The sequence below is a fragment of the Nocardioides marmoraquaticus genome (assembly GCF_054777915.1).
The window spans coordinates 243,744-258,257 of the sequence record NZ_BAAHAA010000001.1 but is presented as its reverse complement, the minus strand read 5'-3'; the positions used below and the strand labels follow the sequence as shown (position 1 = coordinate 258,257).

Below are 14,514 nucleotides of genomic sequence, written 5' to 3'. Positions count from 1 at the left end.
TGCGTGCGCGCAGCCGTGCGGCAGCGGGCCGGTGGTCGCGCGTCAGTGGTCTCGGCGGGTGAGACGGTTCAGCCGCTCTTCGAGCGCTTCGCTGGCTCGCTTGGCCACGGCGGTGGCGGCCTCGGCGGCGTCGACCTTCTTGCGTAGCTCGGCGACCTCGAGGTGCAGCGCCCTCGCCTCGTCGCGGAGGGACGCGTTCTCGGCACGCAGCTGCGCGTTGTCGTTGTTGGCGGCGTCGAGGGCCTTCGACATCGTCAGCACGGCCTGCTCAGCGCCCTGGACGACGATGGAGTCGACCTCGACGGGGGTCTTGGCGTCGACGGCGATGGTCTCGGCCTTGGCCTTGCGCGCCAGCCACCCGGACTGTCGCAGCGACGAGATGCCCTGCCAGAGGCTGCCGCCGAGCAGCCCAGCGAGCAGCAGCTCGACGAGTGGGTTCACTCGCGGTCCCGGCGTGCGGCGGCCTGCACGGCGAGGACCTTGTGGGTCGTGATCCGGATCGCGACGGTGCGCAGCCAGCACGCGGCGGCGATGACGGCGAGCACCAGGGCGTACCCGGTGCCGCGGCCGGGGTTGTTGAAGATCACGACCAGGGCGAGGCCTGCGTAGGACGCAGCGACCACGAAGAGCGCGGCGCGCTCGACAGCGACGCCGGCGGGGATGGGGGCGTCGGCGGTGCGGGTGATGGCCGGGCGGCGGGACGCGGCGATGATGCCGCCGACGAGGACGACACCGCCGAACGAGGAGATCGCCAGGTAGGCGAGGCGCATGAGCGCGGGCAGCTCGGTGAGAGATGGGGTGACGTCGCCGATGAGGCCCCGCGCGCCGTTGACGACCAGCAGCAGGCCTAGCGCTAGCTCGAGGGGGTGCGTCAGCAGCGGGGTCGGGATCCGGTCTGTCCAGCGACGTCGTGCGGGCGGTCTCGGCACAGGCACCTCCGATGGTTGGGGGTTGGTCAGGCGACGCGGAAGCGGACGCCGTCGAGCGAGACGAACGTGGGTCGGTTGTTCCAGGAGGCGCGCACGATGCCGGTGGCGAGGACGTCGAGTCGGCCGGCGACGTTGCCGTTGAACATGACGGTGAACATGCGGTTGGCGGGCGGTCGAAGGCCGTCGGGGAAGTTGAAGATGGTGTCTTGCGTGGCGGCGCTGGACGGGGGGACGACGATGCCCTCGAGGGCGACGTAGAGGCCGTCGTACTCCCACATCGGGGCGCCCCAGCCGGAGAAGGCCGTCCAGCCGGAGGCGAGTACGGGTGAGGTCTGCGCTCGCAGGAGGTTCTTGCGGGGGTCGAGGGCGTGCTCGCCGGTACCGCGGAGCAGGATCGAGGCCAGGGCCCCGGTGAACGCGATCGAGCGGAGCTCGCCGATCGCTCCGGGGCGGGTCGCGAACTGGTTGTCGGTGCGGCCGGTGAAGCCGGTGAGGTCGAAGGCGTCGTAGACGACCATGGTGACGCCGGGCGCGAGGTCGGGCGTCTGGCGACGGTTGTCTACGTAGATCCGGAGCGAGTCGGGGTCGTCGACGCCGCCGCCGTCGCTGGGAGCGTCCATGTCGACGCGCACCCAGGTCCTGGGTGGTGCGGCGTACGTCGCCCGGTAGGCCGGCGGGTTGGGCTCGGTCTCTGCGGTGCCGGCGCCGGCCGGGTCGGAGTCGTAGAAGGAGTAGGAGAAGGTCCGGGACTCGGACGCCGGGCGACGAGCGAAGGCCCACACCTCGCCCTCGCTGGATATCACGTGGAAGCGGGTGCCGTCCCACGCGAGGCCGCGGATCAGGACTCCGGGTGGCGCGGTCCAGTCGTTGGCGGTGACCCGGGTCTGGTTGGTGCTCGACCCGGTGGCGCCGGATCCGGTGCGGGTGTAGACCCGCACGGCGGAGTCGCCGGCGACGACGAAGCGGGTGGCTCCGAGGTCGGCGGCGCCGACGTGGAGGCCGCGGATCTGTGGGAACGGCGAGGTGGCTTCGAGGACGTCGTAGCGGCTGCGGACGCCGGCGGTGTTGTACTGGTTGACCCGCAGCGAGCCGTTGTCGCGGCGGCGGTAGGCGATGAACAGGTCGGTGCCGTCGGTGGCCAGCGCGGGGACGTCGAAGACCACGCTGGCGGTGGTGAAGATGAACTCGTCGACCTTGGTGCCGGCCTCGTAGACGAAGACGTACCAGCTGCCGTCGCGGTTGGCGTCGGTGCCGAGGATGTAGGTGCGTGCGCCGATCTGCACGACGCCGCCGGCGGGGGTGAAGTTGCCGGGCAGCGTCAGGAGCAGGAACGTCGTGCCGTCGCTCTTGGACATCGCCTGGAGGCTGCCGCCGAACAGCGCGGCGCAGAACAGCCACGACGCGCCGTCGGAGCTGTTGAGCAGGCCGCGGGCCACGTCGAAGTTCTTCACCGGCCCGCCGGCGGGCGTGCGCTTCACTCCCGGGTGGTCCCACGACTTCCCGACACGCGGCCGGGTGGTGGGTGCGGTGATCCCGGAGGCGAGGTCGAGGCCGCCCTCGATGAAGTTGACCTGCCCGGTGAGGCGGAGGTTCTCGATGACGGCGCTGAGGGCGTTCAGCTGGACGGTCATGCTGGCCGGGTCGCCGTTGAACGGGATGCGCAGCACGCCGGGGAAGTCGAGCGCGTCGGTGTCCCAGGTGCCGATGCCGACGTCGATGCCGTTGGCGCGCAGCGCCTCCGTGAGGACGTTCTGCGCCAGCAGGGTCTGGACGACCAGGGTCAGCATCGACGGGTCGATCTGACCGGGGGTGCCGGCGACCCACGCGGACGGTGCCGCGGCGCCGGCGTCGTTGCGGGCCACGAGCGCGACGTAGACGACGGTGCCGGCCGGGATCGGGGTGGTCTTGTCGGCGAGGGTCTGCACGAACGCGATGGGCTTCACGTCGGCCGCGAGGAGGTGCTGCGGACCGGGTGGGCCGGCGGGCGCCGCGCCGTCGACGGCCGGGGCGACGTAGATGTCGATCGCGGTGAACAGGTCGTCGGGGGTGGACCAGGTGACCATGCACGAGCCAGGCCCGGACTGGCACGCCGGCATCGGGGACGACTGCGGCGGCGCGGACGGGGCGGGAGCGGGCAGGGTGCCGGGGTCGATGGTGGAGCCGTCGAAAGGCGCTTCGATGTCGTCCAGGCCGATGACAACCCGCTCGGTCAGGTCGACGCGCACGGGCGTCCCGCCGGGTGTGGCCTCGGTCAGGCGTCCGTCGAGTGACGTCTCCACACGGCAGTCGATGGGGTCCTGCACGTTGTCCACGGCGACGGTGGCTCGGAACTCGCGTCGGGGCCGGCCGTCGGCGAGCAGTGGCGTCACGGGGGCGCCGGTGGCCACCGCGACGGGGACGTCCTGGGCCAGGGTCACCACGAAGTTGCCGGTGGGGGAGTCGGGGTCGGTGGCCGCGGTGTAGTCGAGGACCTGGCCGTCGAGGTCGAGCACGCCGCCGGCGACGTCGAAGTCGACGGTCCAGTCGACCTTCAGCGTGCGGGAACCGGCGGCGACGTCGGCGACGAGCTCGGTGGTCACGGTGAGCAGCGACACCTGCTCGAGCAGCCCGGTGACGATCACGCCGTCCTCACCTCCAGGGGCTTCATCGGCGGCGCCCCTTGCCCTTGCTCTTCGAGCTCTTCTTCTTGGCCGGTCGCGCCGACCCGGACACGGCAACCCGTCCTGCTGCCCCAGAGCGCTTGTTGCGCAGCGACCCGAAGCTCATCCCCGCGGCCGCGGTGCCCGCGGTCGACCACTGACCAGCCACGGGCACCGAGCAGTCGCGGACCTTGACGACCTCGGAGCGGTAGGGCGACGACACCCGGACGACGTCGAGCGGGTCGAGGGCCCAGAACGGCAGCAGCTCGACGGTGACGGCGGTCGACAGGGTCACCAGCGCAGCGATGCGGCTCTCTCCGCGGGCGGCGAGGGCGGTAGCAGTGGCCAGCGACTCGTCGTCGTCACCGAACTCGTAGTTCGTCCACGCGCGCCCTCCTCGAGCGAGCTGCTCGGGGGTGTACGCCCCGGACGTTGCGGTGGTGGATCCGCGCAGGCTGTTCTTGCCGCCGCCGACCCAGCCGTTGCGCAACGTCGCCAGATCGGTCGACCACTGCGGTTCGCTGAGGAGCTGCTCGGCGGTGAAGTGCCACAGCGGCGCGGAGTCGATAGGCCAGGGACGCATGGTCGCCACGTTGGCGCCCGTCCAGAACAGCTGGCAGCCGGCCAGCGACGCCGCGCGGCGCATCGCGGCGAGCGGGGTGAGCGCGTCGGACTCGCCGCCGAAGGCGATGTCTCCGGACAGCCGCTTGGTGATGACGCTGCGGCTGGGGATGTCGATCCGCGGCTCGCCGGTGGACTCCAGGTAGGCGCGGATCTCGTCGACGACGTACCGGTTCTTGCGGAAGGCGTTGGCGGGGACGCCTCGGTCGTGGAACACCGCGCCGTCGTGCGCCTCGAGCTTCCACACGCCGCCGGAGTCGTCGCTGACCTTCTGCGGGCGGCCGGTGAACGTCTCGGTCCACAGCCACCTGCCCAGCGACTGCACGTAGGCGCCCTGACGGACCTGGATGAGCCGGCGGGGCGCGACGGCGTCGTCGAGGTGGTCGCCGAGCTGTGCGCCGTCGGTGTCTACCAGCACGCCCTGGAAGGTGCGGTCGACGTCGCCGCCGCCGACGAGGTTCCACTGGCCCTCGGCGAAACCTTCTCGAGGCACCGTCAGCAGCGGCCGCATGTCGAGGTCGAGGACCGCGACCTGGGAGTCGATGACGGTCGGCAGCGCCTGCTGCTGCTTCCACGCCTCCCACTCGGCGGCCGACCAGGCCGCTGGCTTGGCCACCGTCTACTCCTGGCCGGTCACAGGGGTGGGGAACTCGCCGTTCTGCTCGACGTACAGGCTGATCCGGTGCGCGAGCCGCCGGCGGGTCGCTTCGGGGGTGGGTCCACCGACGCTGAGCCGCGACACTCGCACCGGGATGTTGCGCATCCCGGACAGCAGCCGGCAGGTGCGGGTGGGGTAGCTGCGGATCTTCTGGGCGGCGGCGACCTGCTGCGCCACGGGCCGGTCGCCCTCGGGGACCAGCTCGCCGGCGATGGGTCCATCGATGCCGCCCAGGGCGAGGACCCGCCACGTGGGGGCTTGGGCGTAGGGGCCCTTGTACGTCAGCGTGGTCTCGGTCTGCTCGAGGTCGCCCGTGGCCGCCGCGCCGGCGATGTTGACCCATGCGCCGGAGATCGGCTCGACGATCACGACACCGGACAACGGCAGCTTCACGGCAGTGGCCGAGGCTGGGGCGCTCATCTTGCCGGCGACGATCGCGACCACCGAGTAGGTGGTGGTGGTGTTCGGTGGGCACGTCCAGTCCTCGTAGGACCAGTTCGTGCCGTTGCGGCCGACGGCGCCGGGGAACCGCGCGAAGATGACGCCGTCGCGCAGGATCGCCCACTCGTCGGGCTCGCCGGCGGCCCGGCTCCACGACAGCGTCAAGTTGGCGCGGCCGGCGGTCGTGGCCACCGTCAGCGCCGTGGGGGCTGCCGTCGATCCGGACGGCTCGACCGTCCACGTCCACTCGGTCTGTCGGTAGCCGAGATCGCCGGGCGAGGCGGTCCTGTCGGTGCGGCTGTCCCAGGTCCTCAGCCGCGAGCGGATCGTCGACGTCGCCGAGACCCGCAACGTCGCCGGCGGGGTCCACGACTGGTCGGCACCCGACACCTCGCCGGAGTCGTACAGCACCTCGCCGGCTGCGCTGAGGAGCTGGAGCTGGAACTTGCTCTGCGACGCGAACGACCACTGGTGCTCGGGGGTGACGTCATTCGTGGTCCCACCCGCCGTTGGTGCAGTGGTGGTCAGGGTGGCCAGGTCCTGCCGGGTCACGGTGACGGGCTGCGAGTACGGCGACCAGCCGAGCGGCCCGAGCTGGCGGAACCGCAGCGACGCCGAGCCCCCTGCGGCGAGACCCGCCCACCCGGCGGTGTCGGTGTTGACCTGGCCGATGGTCGAAGGGATCTCGGCGCTCGTCCAGGTCGGGTTGGTGAACGACCCGCCCGCGACATCGGCTTGCGCCTGCACCTTCAGCACCCCGGCGGGCGCGGCCCACGAGAAGATCGGCTTCGCGATCGCGACCACGCCGCGGGGGGTGACGTCGAGCGGGGCCGGCATCTCGCGGGCGTAGGTAAGCGTGAGCCGGGGGTAGCCGGTGGGGTGCTTGGGGCCGAGCCAGGTGCGGGCGGTCGTCTCGCTGTTCGACAGCCTGTGACCGTGGTAGGTCGCGCCGTCGGCGACGGCCTGGAAGTCGGCGGTGGCGTCGACGGCGGCCTGGGCGGGGCCGGTGAAGGTGCCGTTGCGGACGGTCCCGACGCCCGGCTGGTTGTTGTGGGTGGTGGTGGATCGGAACGGGCCCGTGAGCGCGCGGGCGGTCGGTGTGCGTGACCCGGTCAGCGCCGTCGAGCTGCGCCACTCGATGATCGCCGAGACCACGACGGCGCCGACGAGGTCGCGGGGCAGGCCGAACTTGACCAGGGCGTGCGCCGCGGTGCCGCGGAGCACGAACGTCGACTGCGAGGCCGACGACAGTGGCTTCGACGCCTTGGCGGAGTCGACGGTGGTGAACAGCGAGGTCCTGCAGGCAAGCGTGGTGACGCTCACGCGACCCCCTCGACGTACGTTCCTGCGCCGGCCCGGTCTGCCATGGCGTCCATCTCGGAGGCGGCGTCCATGCCGTCTGCCACCACGGTCCCGATGACCTCTCCGAGGTCTCCGAGGTCGGCGACGAACGTCGCGCCGACCAGCGACACCGCGACGGTCGTCGGCGCCGGTGCGATGGCCAGCGAGCCCCGACCCATCGGGGTCGCCGCCTGCTGCTGGGCGAGCGACCGGGTCATGTCGAGCACGGCGCCCTCGGAGAACCGGGCTTCGCCGCCGAGGAGCGCCACCGTCTCGGCTGCGATCGCCCTCGCGCGGGGGCGTCGGTAGTCGTTGGCGAGTGGGATGTACGCCTCGCCCTGCGTCTCCGGCTCGCGCCACACCCGGGTCATGCCGGGCCCGGCCAGCTCGGGCTGGTGGTGGTTTGCCACGTCGCCCCGGTCGCGCTGGATACCGCCGCCGGCGTACGCGACCGACCCGAGCAGGTTGCCCTCGGCGCTGCCGAACGGGATGACCCGGCTGATGAACTCGGTGACCCTGCGCGTGGTGATGGTCGAAGTGGCGACCCGGCCGTCGGCCTGGTTGAGCAGCCCGAGGACGCTGCGGATCGCGCCCGACGCGGCGTCTCGCACGCTGAGGGTCGGTCGCGGACGCTGACCGCCCAGCCTCCTTGCCGCCTCGATCACCTGCTCCACGACGCCTCTGGTTGCCTGTCCGCCGTTCTGGGTGATGAGCGTGCGGACCTGCTTCGGGGCGAGGTTGTAGCGGCGGGTCAGCGACACGATCTCCGACATTGCGAGAGGACCGCCCCGGGTCTCGAGCCGCGTGACAACCTCCTCCGGCAGCAACCCGAGGGACCGCTCGTACTGACGGGTCGCTTCCTCGCCGGAGTTGAAGGCACGGTTCATGCGGCGGATCTCGGCGTCGGTGGCGTTCGCGAGCTGCTTGAGCCGCAGCGCGCCGTCGGGCCCGAGCTGGCGCAGCTGGTCGATGAGGCCGGAGGCGACACCGCGCCTGGAGGCCCGGTTCGCGTTCTGGCCGAACTCGGCAAGAGCTCGCGCCTGCTCGGCCATCTTGCGGATGAATTGGTCGAGCGACAGCGACGCGTCGCCGGCGTAGGAGCTGATGTCCAGGAACGAGCTCGCGGTCGTCCGTGCGGCAGCAGCGGACTCACGCATCACGGCGGCCTGCCGCTTGTACGCCGCGGAGTCCTGCGCGGCAAGCCGTGCCTCGGTCGTCGCTCGCGCGAGCTCTCGCTGCTTGCTCTCGGCCTCCTCGGTCTTCCCGGTCCAGTCGGCGATCAGGCCGGACGCCTTGCCGATGCTGCCGGTGAACAGGCCGATGCCGGCGACGTCCCAGGGCCTGAAGTCGGACATCGACACGTTGGCCTTGTCGGTGGCCGTCGACAGCCGCTCCTGCGCAGCGGCCATGGCCTCGACGTTGCCGGACTCCATGGCCGAGTCGGCGCCCGCGATCGCGTCGCCCAGCTGCGACGACGCGGCGTTGAGGTCCATCATCAGGCCGATCGAGGCGCCGATCGCTGCGCCGAGCGGCCCAGCCATCGTGCCGGCGAGCCCGAGCGCAGCGGTGTTCGATGCACCCATGCCGTCGGCCAGGCCCGACGTCGCGATCGCCAGCGCGCCGGCTGCGGCCGCACCCTTCGCCATGGTCCCGACACCGGCGCGGATCGCAGCGGCCCGCTCGCGCTCGAACGCCGCGTGCTGCTGCACGGACATCTGGGCTCGCTGCTGAGCGGTCGTCACCGTCGTCAGCGCGGACGCCATGCCCAGGATGTTCGACTTGGCCTTGCCGCCCCACGCGGTCGCGGTGACGCTGCTCGTCACCGCGGACAGCCGGTTGAACGCGGCCAGAGCCGCGACCGCCGCCATGATCGGCGTCCCGAGGTCTGACTCCGCGATCGCCGAGATGGCGTTGGCGAACCCCTCGATGCCGGCCAGCACCGGACCTCCGAGCGGGGCCGCTGCGGTGACGATGTCGACCACGGCGTTGCCGAGCGCTCCGAGGGTGTCCGCGACCTGGGGGCCGGTGGTGCGGATGTAGTTGATGAAGTCCTGGAACCCGTCGGTCTGGTCGAGGCCCTCGGCCCATGCGTCGAGCCCGCTGGTCGCGTTGACCAGCCACGACCCGAAGTCGTCGTTGAGCGGGTCGAACGCCATCCACAGCTCGCCCATGGCGTGCGCGACGTTCCCGGTCGCATCGGCCATCTGGCGCAGCGCCTCGGGGGCGTTGGCGGCCAGGAAGTCGAAGAACTCCGCCCACCGCTCGCTGCCCAGCGAAGCACCGCCGTCGGCCGCGATGTCGCCGATGGCCTTCGACACCTCGGCGACGATGTTCTGCACCCGGGGGAGGGCGCCCTCGAGGCCCTCGATGCCCTCGGAGATCCCGGGGAACATGTTGGTCGCCGCCAGGTCGCGCAGGCCCTTGAGGGTGGGGCCCAGGTCGGCGAGCTGCTGCGTCAGGTCCTGCGCGGCCGGCGACAGCCGGTCCATGGCCAGGCGCGCCTTCTCGAGGTTCGCGGCGGTCGGCTCGAGCTGCGCCTCGTTGACCGCCTTCAGGGCGTCGCCCATGCCCTGGAACGCGCCGATCAGGGTGCCGCCTGCCAGGGCCGCGAACCCCGCCTGCGCGGCGAGGCCGGTGATGGCGGGCAGAGCGACCGCGCCGATGGACACCGCCGACGGTCCGAGGATGGCGGCGAGGTCCGCGAAGAGCCGTAGCCGGCCCGAGTACCGGTCGATCTCCGAGGCCCCGGCTGTGACGCGGGCGTTCAGCGACGCCACCGCGCCGTCGGCGGACCGGAGCCCTGACGCCGCGCGGGTGCCTTCGCGGCCGGCGCCGCTCAGGCCGTCACCGAGGTCGGTGCTGGACCGGTTGGCCGAGACCGCTTCCTTCGACAGGCTCTTCAGCTGCCGTTTCACGATCTCGAGCGCCGCGGCGGCCTTGGCGGCCTCGAGGGGGAAGTTGTGGTTGAGCTCCAGCAGCACCGACTCCTTGCGCACCGCCATGGCTCACACCTCGCTTCGGGTCAGCCGAGGAACTTGTCCTCGGGGTTCAGGTCGGTGTCGGCGACGACGATGGTGACGCCGTCGTCGAACCGGAACGGGGTCAGCGCGCTCGGCTCCTTGCCCCAGGTCGAGAACGTGCCGTCGTGGAACGGCAGCTCGGCGTGCAGGGCGGCGTACCGGCGCTCGGCGGCCTTCTTCTCCGCTGTGCGGCGACACACGAGCCGCTGCGGGTAGAAGTCGCGGTCCGGGTGACTGCAGGAGGAGTCGACGGCCCCGCACAGGGGGCAGGCGGCCTGTGCGACGTCGTGGTCGGCCAGGAGCAGCTGCTGGTAGTCCGGCGGCAGGGCGTCGAACGTGGGCAGGCTGATGCCTGCCCGGCGAGCTGCTGCTAGTTCGTGTCGTACGTCGCCGGCGGCACGAACGAACGCAGCAGTTTTGGGTCGGCGGGCCCTCCGGCGTTGACGTCCCACGCCTCGTTGAAGAGCCGGTTGACCTCGCCCTCGGACAGCTCGTCGTCGAGCCATCCGACCAGGTCGTGGGCGCTCTTGCGGGGCTCGGTGATGGTGCGGATCTCCGGGTCGTCGGGGTCGACGTAGCCGAGGAGTGCCACGGGGAAGGTGTCCATGTTGACGCCGCGGCGGGCGTCCTCGGGGTGGACGATCTTCCCGGTTGGCTCGTCGGAGGTGGGGTCGGGTGCGGGGTCGGTGATCCACCGCGGCGGGTGGGCCTGCCGCAGGGTCCGGAACCGGCGTCGACCGATGGACTTGCCGCGGACCGCGACCGCTCGTGCTGCTGCCTGGTCGATCAGGTCGTCCTTGGCCTTCTCGGCGTCCGCGACCTGCTGGCGCAGGCCGTCGACGCCTGCGGCGTCGCCTTCGCGCAGCGGGCTGGTGTCGCGCTGCAGCGCGGTGGTCAGGTCGGTGCTGGCGCGGGCCAGGTCGACCTGGGCTTCGATGATGCGGTCCCAGTCGCCGTCGCTGTACAGCGGGACCTCGAAGGTGGGCATGACGGTGCTCCCATCGTCGAGCGGTGTCGAGTGGAGACCCGCGGCCCGGCACTCGACGAACCGGGCCGCGGGCGTTCGTGGTGGCTTGACCGGCCCGCGCGGGCCAGGAGCAGGGTCAGGCCAGGACAGCGACGTCGGAGCGCCGCGGCCCGGTCTGCGCGATCGCCTGCTGGATCGCGACCTCCGCGCCCTCGCCGTCGCCCTCGCGGGTGATGATCTGGGGCCCGAACTCGACCGGGATCAGCTCGACCTTCTGACCAGCCGCGATGTCGATGTCGCGGTTCATGCCCCAGCGCTCCTCGATCCATCCCGTCGTGCCGGGCGGGAACGTCTCGAACGCCTTGCGGCCGGGCGAGCCCGTGGCCGCCTGCGGGTTGTGGGCGTAGCGCACCTCGCCGTACGTCGCCTGGGTCTCGCCGACGAACTCGTAGGTCTCGGCGTCGCCCTCCCGCTTCGGGGCGCGAGCCATGTTCGTGGTCTGCGACGGCCGGGCCGAGGAGTCGTAGAACATGTTGGTGACGTCGAGCGCCGAGGCGCCCGTGGACTCGGCCACAGTCGGCCCCGCGGCGCCGGCGACGGCGGGGATGAAGATGCGCTTGACGCGCAGGTACGCCTTGGTGCCGGCGGGGCGGGCGGGTGCAGCCATGTCAGTTCTCCTTGGTGTCGTCGGCGACCAGGCGGTCGACCAGGTCCGGCTTGTTGCCGTCGGTGGGCAGACCGCGGTCCGCGAGCTCGGCGCGCAGCTGCTCGACGAGCAGGCCGGTGTAGCGGCCGGCCGCGTCGGGGATGTTGAACACCGCGCCGGCCGGCTCGCCGTTGACGTCGTAGGCGGGGTGCTCGGAGTCGTCGGCGTCGAACACCGTCGAGAAGGCGTCCGGGTTGGTCTCGACGACGGACGCGGCGACGGTGTACTCGTGGCCAGTCGCGGCGTCGATCACGCGCAGGTGCGCAGGCTCGTTCATGGGTCTCCCTCGGGTCGGGGCGGGGTGCGGGTTGCTGGGGCGGTGGTGGTCAGGCGGTGTAGACGAACTCGCGGACGTGGCGCCACCACCCCTCGGCTCGCTCGACGGGGTCGGGGTCGACGACGGGGGCGAGCGCGCCGGTCGTGCCGTAGCTGGTGGGCAGCTCGCGCCACAGCAGGGCTGCGCGAACCTTGTCGGTCTCGGCGAGCGCGCCGGGGTAGTCGCGCGAGAAGGTGCGGGTGAGCACTCGGTAGCGCCGCTCGTCGCTGGTGCCGTCTTCGCGCAGCACCTCGGGGAGCCGGTCGGACACGTGCACCTCGGTCCACGCGGCCGGGGTGTTAGTGCGGTGGTGGGCCTCGCCGACGTCGTACGCCGCCGACCCCGCTGCGCGAAGAGCCGCGACCACAACGGCCGTCTGCGCGGCGAGGCCGCGCGGGTCGACCTCGGGGGCCTGAGCGGTCACGGCCAGAACCAGCCGTCGACCATGTCGCGGACCTCGCGCTGCAGCACCGGGCCCATCAGGTCGGCGGACTTCGCCAGGTTGAGGTGCGGGGAGGTCTGGGGCCCGGGGCCGTGCTCGAAGTCCATGCCGCCCTGCGGTCGGCTCGCGTCGGGCCCGTACTGCGCCCAGAACCCGGCTCCGCCGAACCCGACGCCGCCGCCCGACTCGTGGGTGAACGCGTTCGGGTAGCGCTTGCCGTGGTCGCCGGCGGTACGGCGGGCGGAGTCCTTCGCGACGGTGTTGCCGACCATCCCTGCTCGGCGCATCAGGGCCCGGGAGTCGGTGACGGACCGTCGGGCGATGGTCCGGAGGTCGTCCTGGAGGCGTTCGATGCCGTCGATGCCGGACACCTCCACGGTCATGAGCAGCGTCACGGCGGCCTCCTAGCGAGGTCTGATGGTGAAGGCGGCGGTGGAGGTGTCGGCCGGCGCGGCGGGGCTGACGCGGGCCTTCTCAGCGGAGGTGAAGTAGAGGTCCTGGGAGGCTGCGCCGTCGGCGTACTGCTCGGCGTTGCGGAGCACCCTCATGGCCGCGGCGCAGAGGACGTCGATGACGACCAGGGCCTCGAGGGTGCCCGCGTGAAGGGCAGCGGGCACTGAACGCACTTCTGCGGTCAGTGCCCGCCACGCCTCGTCGAGGCGGACCTGCGCGACCTCGTCGCTGCCGTGGTAGCCGCGGCCCAGGAGGTCCTTCACCAGGGCGGGGTTGGGCACGACGACCACGGCAGGTCAGCTCAGTCCGTCGGCTCGGGCTGGAACTCGACGATGGTCGTCCGGTTCTTGCCGGCGACCTCGGCCGCGATGACCCGGGCGCGCTCGACGTCGTCGGCGCCCTGCAGGTACGCGAGGACACCGTCGGGCCCCTTCACGCCGTGGTCGCCGGGGTCGTAGAGCGCGACCTTCGGGTCCCCGTCCTGCGTCCCCGGGTCGGACCCGGAGCTGTCCGGGACGGCAGCCGGCTCGTCCACCTCGTCGCCCGCCGCGTTGTCGGTCTCGGCCTGCCGGCGGTCGACCTCGTCGGCGACGCGGCGCTCGAACTCCTCGTCGAGCCGCTGCGCGACCTCGGCGTCGACGAGGCGCTGCAGCTCGGCGGCCACGACGTCGGGCTCGATCGCCGCGGCCTTGATCGCCGCCATGACCGCCTGGCCGGCGTTGTCGCTCGCGCCGTGCCCGGGCTCGCCGGAGCTGGACTCGTCGGAGCCGGACTTCTCGGAGTCCGGCTCGTCGGGGGTGAGGAGGTCGTCGGGGTGGACGAGCTCGGCGGCCCAGTCGGGGACCGGCTGACCCTCGACCAGCGCCGTGGCGGCGTCGGTGTCGGGGTGCCGCACGACGAGGGTGCGGCCCAGGACCGGGGCGCTCACGCGAGCACCTGGATGGCCATGGCCGCGTTGGGGTTGGCCAGCACCGGCTCCCCGATCGCGTCGCCCTCCACCTCGACGGACGCCCCGACCCGCTCCTCCTTGAAGACGCCGCAGACGATGCCGGGCTGCTCGTCGGGCTCGATCCCCCACGACTCGAACCCGGCCGAGACCGTGAGGCCCCAGTACGTCGCACCGAGCAGCGAGCCCTCCTCGGCGTCGGTGTCGACCGGCTCGGGGAGCAGGTAGATGTGCTTCGGGCTCAGCACCTTGGTGCTGACGCCCTCGACGGACACCGTGCGGTCGTAGACCTCCATCTCGGCCAGGTCGGCCGAGGCCACGTAGCTCTCGACCTCGGACCGCAGCGGCGGGCGCGTGGCCGCCCCGATGCTGGTCTTGAACTGGTTGCCGGCGGCGAAGGCGTTGAACCCCTGGCGGCTGCCGAAGACGATGCGGCCGGGCCGGGCGTCGTCGTTGAAGCCGGCGTAGAGGTCGAACCAGGTCGACAGCTGGCTGAGGCGGTCGACCGCGGGGTCGGACCACCAGTTCCCCGAGCCGGCGGCCACGCTGAGCGCGGCGTCGCGGCCGAAGTTGTCGTCGATCAGGAAGTTGTCCTGGTCGACGAGCACGCGGCCCAGGTTGATGGCGATCCCGCGGGTCAGCTCCTGGCGCATGGAGATGGCCTGGACGTTGCGCTTGATCGACGCCTCGATGCCCTTGCGGATCCGGTCGTCGGAGAGACGGCGCAGCTCCTTCTGGGTCATCTCGTCCAGGGGCTCGGTGCGGGCGATCGACGGCAGGTCGATGCTGGTCGACTTGCTGCCGGGGCCCTTGCCGACCTCGGGGCGGGCGTTGAAGGCGCGGTACTTGGCGACGTCGACCAGCCCGTTGCCGGGGGTCGCGCGCACCTTGACGTGGTCGGAGTCGACCAGGACGTTGGGCAGGAACCGGGCGAGAGTGCCGCCGCGGCGCTGCTCGATGAGGTACTGCTCATCGCGGGCGATGGCGGTCGCCTCGACGGGGTCCATGAGGTCGGTCCAGGGGGCGTTTGCCATG

At 72.1% G+C, this 14,514-nt stretch carries 15 protein-coding genes; all 15 read right to left on the bottom strand.

Going from position 1 to position 14,514, the window contains the following annotated elements; all coding sequences use genetic code 11:
- Positions 1-42: 42 nt before the first annotated feature.
- The 15 genes from ACYU8I_RS01355 to ACYU8I_RS01285 all read right to left on the bottom strand — a co-directional run bounded on the left by ACYU8I_RS01355 (position 43) and on the right by ACYU8I_RS01285 (position 14,513).
- Positions 43-441 carry a hypothetical protein gene (locus ACYU8I_RS01355; protein WP_460836541.1) on the bottom strand — a complete coding sequence of 133 codons (399 nt, stop codon included), beginning with the start codon at positions 439-441 and terminating at the stop codon, positions 43-45.
- Positions 438-929 carry a hypothetical protein gene (locus tag ACYU8I_RS01350; RefSeq protein WP_460836539.1) on the bottom strand — a complete coding sequence of 164 codons (492 nt, stop codon included), beginning with the start codon at positions 927-929 and terminating at the stop codon, positions 438-440. Before ACYU8I_RS01350 ends, ACYU8I_RS01355 begins: the two co-directional genes overlap by 4 nt.
- A 26-nt stretch (positions 930-955) precedes the next feature.
- Complete coding sequence (locus ACYU8I_RS01345; RefSeq protein WP_460836538.1) at positions 956-3,550, bottom strand: hypothetical protein; 2,595 nt, start codon at positions 3,548-3,550, stop codon at positions 956-958.
- Positions 3,551-3,572: 22 nt separating this feature from the next.
- Positions 3,573-4,805 carry a hypothetical protein gene (locus ACYU8I_RS01340; protein WP_460836536.1) on the bottom strand — a complete coding sequence of 411 codons (1,233 nt, stop codon included), beginning with the start codon at positions 4,803-4,805 and terminating at the stop codon, positions 3,573-3,575.
- A gap of 3 nt (positions 4,806-4,808) precedes the next feature.
- Complete coding sequence (locus ACYU8I_RS01335; protein WP_460836534.1) at positions 4,809-6,611, bottom strand: hypothetical protein; 1,803 nt, start codon at positions 6,609-6,611, stop codon at positions 4,809-4,811.
- Entirely contained in the window at positions 6,608-9,631 is a 3,024-nt protein-coding gene (locus ACYU8I_RS01330) for a hypothetical protein (protein WP_460836531.1), read from the bottom strand. The genes ACYU8I_RS01335 and ACYU8I_RS01330 overlap by 4 nt, the downstream gene beginning before the upstream one ends.
- Positions 9,632-9,651: 20 nt before the next feature.
- The gene (locus ACYU8I_RS01325) at positions 9,652-9,849 is read right to left on the bottom strand and encodes a hypothetical protein (protein ID WP_460836530.1); all 198 of its coding nucleotides are present in this window, start codon (positions 9,847-9,849) and stop codon (positions 9,652-9,654) included.
- 170 nt (positions 9,850-10,019) lie between these two features.
- Positions 10,020-10,637, bottom strand: coding sequence for a hypothetical protein (locus ACYU8I_RS01320; RefSeq protein WP_460836529.1), 618 nt, complete (start codon positions 10,635-10,637; stop codon positions 10,020-10,022).
- Positions 10,638-10,752: 115 nt separating this feature from the next.
- Positions 10,753-11,283, bottom strand: a complete 531-nt coding sequence (locus tag ACYU8I_RS01315; protein ID WP_460836526.1) for a phage tail tube protein — start codon at positions 11,281-11,283, stop codon at positions 10,753-10,755.
- Position 11,284: 1 nt separating this feature from the next.
- Positions 11,285-11,599: an SAP domain-containing protein gene (locus ACYU8I_RS01310; RefSeq protein ID WP_460836524.1), complete on the bottom strand. Its 315-nt coding sequence runs from the start codon at positions 11,597-11,599 to the stop codon at positions 11,285-11,287.
- 49 nt (positions 11,600-11,648) lie between these two features.
- Positions 11,649-12,062: a hypothetical protein gene (locus ACYU8I_RS01305; RefSeq protein ID WP_460836523.1), complete on the bottom strand. Its 414-nt coding sequence runs from the start codon at positions 12,060-12,062 to the stop codon at positions 11,649-11,651.
- Positions 12,059-12,475 carry a hypothetical protein gene (locus tag ACYU8I_RS01300; protein WP_460836521.1) on the bottom strand — a complete coding sequence of 139 codons (417 nt, stop codon included), beginning with the start codon at positions 12,473-12,475 and terminating at the stop codon, positions 12,059-12,061. Before ACYU8I_RS01300 ends, ACYU8I_RS01305 begins: the two co-directional genes overlap by 4 nt.
- Before the next feature lie 9 nt (positions 12,476-12,484).
- Entirely contained in the window at positions 12,485-12,823 is a 339-nt protein-coding gene (locus ACYU8I_RS01295; protein WP_460836520.1) for a hypothetical protein, read from the bottom strand.
- Positions 12,824-12,834: 11 nt separating this feature from the next.
- Positions 12,835-13,461, bottom strand: a complete 627-nt coding sequence (locus ACYU8I_RS01290; protein ID WP_460836518.1) for a hypothetical protein — start codon at positions 13,459-13,461, stop codon at positions 12,835-12,837.
- Complete coding sequence (locus ACYU8I_RS01285; protein WP_460836517.1) at positions 13,458-14,513, bottom strand: major capsid protein; 1,056 nt, start codon at positions 14,511-14,513, stop codon at positions 13,458-13,460. Before ACYU8I_RS01285 ends, ACYU8I_RS01290 begins: the two co-directional genes overlap by 4 nt.
- Position 14,514: the final 1 nt, after the last annotated feature.

What these genes read in the sequence shown, in the direction of transcription:
- ACYU8I_RS01330 (WP_460836531.1), bottom strand. Translation starts at nt 9,631, where the DNA reads ATGGCGGTGCGCAAGGAGTCGGTGCTGCTGGAGCTCAACCACAACTTC.
- ACYU8I_RS01310 (WP_460836524.1), bottom strand. Translation starts at nt 11,599, where the DNA reads ATGAACGAGCCTGCGCACCTGCGCGTGATCGACGCCGCGACTGGCCAC.
- ACYU8I_RS01320 (WP_460836529.1), bottom strand. Translation starts at nt 10,637, where the DNA reads ATGCCCACCTTCGAGGTCCCGCTGTACAGCGACGGCGACTGGGACCGC.
- ACYU8I_RS01285 (WP_460836517.1), bottom strand. Translation starts at nt 14,513, where the DNA reads ATGGCAAACGCCCCCTGGACCGACCTCATGGACCCCGTCGAGGCGACC.
- ACYU8I_RS01315 (WP_460836526.1), bottom strand. Translation starts at nt 11,283, where the DNA reads ATGGCTGCACCCGCCCGCCCCGCCGGCACCAAGGCGTACCTGCGCGTC.